Source organism: Mesorhizobium sp. M4A.F.Ca.ET.020.02.1.1 (assembly GCF_004022645.1).
Taxonomy (GTDB): Bacteria; Pseudomonadota; Alphaproteobacteria; order Rhizobiales; family Rhizobiaceae; genus Mesorhizobium.
In genome coordinates, this window is the sequence record NZ_RZOI01000752.1 from 1 (window position 1) to 2,825 (window position 2,825).

General features: G+C 64.0%; 2 protein-coding genes and 1 pseudogene. All 3 read right to left on the reverse strand.

Going from position 1 to position 2,825, the window contains the following annotated elements; genetic code table 11:
* Positions 1–232: pseudogene (locus EN742_RS30480) on the reverse strand (ABC transporter permease); the annotation flags it as partial.
* A 37-nt stretch (positions 233–269) separates the two neighbouring features.
* Complete coding sequence (locus tag EN742_RS30485) at positions 270–1,913, reverse strand: ABC transporter substrate-binding protein (protein ID WP_128333634.1); 1,644 nt, start codon at positions 1,911–1,913, stop codon at positions 270–272.
* A 54-nt stretch (positions 1,914–1,967) separates the two neighbouring features.
* Entirely contained in the window at positions 1,968–2,741 is a 774-nt protein-coding gene (locus EN742_RS30490; RefSeq protein WP_126056360.1) for a DUF427 domain-containing protein, read from the reverse strand.
* Positions 2,742–2,825: the final 84 nt, after the last annotated feature.

Sequence of the window (2,825 nt, forward strand, 5' to 3'; positions counted from 1 at the left end):
CGCCTGTCAGCGCCCGGCTGAACCAGTGCAAGTATTGCACCAGCACCGGCTGATCGGCGCCAAGCTGCCTGTTCAGCGCCGCGACGGCTTGAGCATCCGCGAACGGGCCAAGCATGACGCGGCCGACATCGCCGGGCAGGACCTGCCCGGCGAGGAAGACCAGCACGCTGACCAGCCACAAGGTGAACAGGAGCGATGCCGTCCGCGTAGACAAGGTACGGCCGGTCAGCATCGGGTTCCGGGACCCCGGCCGGCTTGGCGTTTGCGCATCATGCCTGAACGAAGGTCACGCGATCGAGCAGCAGATGCGAGATCGCCGTGAAGCGCACGCCCTCGACCTTGTTGCTGGTGATGCGGCTGTATTGTGAGAAGTAGGAGATGATCTCCGGCGTCTCGTCGAGCAGCAGGGTCTGGATCCTGCCGGCGGCGATGCGCTGCGCCTGAAGGTCGCGCGCCTTGCCGTAGTCGACCAGCAACGCGTCATAGTCCGCATTCTTGAAATGCGCGGCGTTCCAGGCGCCGTCGCTCTTCAGCGTCGCGTTGAGGAAGATGTCGGGCGTGCCGCGATGGCCGAAATCGGTGATGCCGAGATTTGAGTCCAGCCAGGGCGAGCTGCCGAAGGTCGCGGAGCCGTAATAGGCATCCTGCGGCAGGACGTTGAGCTTGACGTCGATGCCGGCCTTTTTGGCGAAGTTCTGGATGATCACGGCATAGTCGGGAATGTCATAGGCGCGTTCGGTGGTCAGCGTCACCTCGAAGCCATTGGGAATGCCGGCTTCGGCGAGCAGACGCTTGGCCTCGGCGATATCCTGCTTGCGCTGCGGCACCGACGGATCGGCCGAAGGGAAGATCGGCGCGAAGGGCGTGTCGTTGCCGGCGATGGCGCGGCCTTTCAGCAGGCCTTTCACGATCGCCTCGCGGTCGAGGGTCAGCGCCAGCGCGCGGCGGACCCGCTTGTCGGTGAACGGCGCCTGGTCGGTTCTGAGATGCACGGCGTCATGCGAACTCGCCTGGACGCTGAGCAGCCTGAAATTGGCATTGCCCTCGATCGCGAGTTCGAGACGCGTGGTGCTGGGGATGACGTCGAGCTGACCGGCCTGCAGCGCCACGACCTGCGCCTGCTCGTCGTCGAAGAATTTTATCTCGACACGGTCGGGCAGCGCCTTGTCGCCCCAATAATCGGGGTTGCGCACGAAGCTGGCACCCTGCTTGGGGCGGAAGGATTCGAGCTTGAACGGGCCGGTCGCGTTGAAATTCTTCTCGAAGTCGCCGGCATAGTCGGCCGGCAGGATGACGGCGTTGTAGACGTCGGAGGAAACATAGAAGGGGAAATTCGAGTTCGGCTGGTCGAGATCGAAGGCGACAGTCTGCTCGTCGACGATCTTGGCGCCGCCCTTGGACAGGATGCCCTTATAGGCCGACAAGGCCGCAGAACCCCTGTTCGGGTCAACCAGGCGCTCGAAGCTCGCCACCACATCCTTGGCGGTGACGGCGCGGCCGTCGTGGAATTTCACGCCTGGGCGCAGCTTGAACGTCCAGCGCTTGGCGGTTTCGTCGGCTTCCCACGATACGGCGAGCTTCGGCTGCAAACCATCCTTCGGGTCGTCGAGGATCAGATATTCGCCGACCTGGCTGATGACGCCGATGCTGGCCGGATCGGTCAGCGTGACCGGATCGATCGCCTTGGTCGGCTGGCCAAGCCCGACCCGGACCGTGCCGCCCGCGGCAGCCGCGCGCGCCTGGCCGGCGAAGCCAAGACCTTGCGAGGCGGCGAAGCCGGTCAGGCCGATCAGGGCAGCATATTTCAGGAGATCGCGGCGCTTGAGGAAACCTTGAGCATATTCGTCCACGGCGACGTTCCAGATGTCGCCGGACAGATTGCGAAGCGAGTCGATGTCGTTGCGTTTGGTCATTTTGTCCCTCTTTGAAATTGGATTGGAATGAAACTGGAATGGATGCAGCCGCCGTCAGACCGGCTGGCCGTCGAGTTCGATGCGGTCGACCGCTTGCGGGTAGAAGGCGATCAGTCCCTTGATCTTCGGCATCTCCGCGATCGGGTCGCGGTAGGCCCAGGCGACGTCCTCGCGCAGCGAACCGTCCTTGAGCACGCCGGACCAATAGGAGGCGATGCCCTTGTAGGGACATCGGGTCCTGGTCAGCGAAGCCCTCAACCGATCGAGGCGGACATCCTCCGGCGGAAGATAGAAACGCGTCGGCAGGTGGGTTTCGAACAGGAGCACCGGACGGCGGCTGTCAGCAACCACCTCGCCGTCGAACCAGATCTTCACATGGCTGGAGCTCTGCAGCACGTCGATGCGGGCATAGGGGTCGCGGGCATGGACGAAGACTTCTTCCTCCTCCTCGAACCACTGGTCGACCAGGTTCCAGGTGAAGGCGATGCGGCCGGCGAGCGGGGCGAGGTTTTCGTCGGGCGGCGCCGTGAACGACCAGGCGGCATCGGCGGCACGTTTGTCGCCGGCCTCGATGTCCCAATATTTCGTCTCGCCGCCGACGGCATGCTGTTGGCCCTGCTTCGACGGCTTCAACACCGACTGATCGACCGCCGCCAGTGGGAAGAAATAGATCGGCAAAAAATGGTTGGAGCGCAGCACCAGCACATTGCGGCTGTCGGCGATCACGCGGCCGCCGAATTTGACGCGGATGCGCTTGGGGCTGTGCAGGACGTTGATCAGTTGCGGCGCGGTCGCTTCGCGCGGCTGCAGCCTCGGTGCGGCGGTCATGGTGGCTCTCCTTCAGGATACGGCGCGCTGGTTGGTGCGCTGCTCGGCGAAGCGACCGCGCCGCAACTGATCAACGTCCTGCAC

Excerpts from the sequence above, each read along its gene's own strand:
- EN742_RS30485 (WP_128333634.1), bottom strand. The coding sequence starts at position 1,913 with ATGACCAAACGCAACGACATCGACTCGCTTCGCAATCTGTCCGGCGAC.
- EN742_RS30490 (WP_126056360.1), bottom strand. The coding sequence starts at position 2,741 with ATGACCGCCGCACCGAGGCTGCAGCCGCGCGAAGCGACCGCGCCGCAA.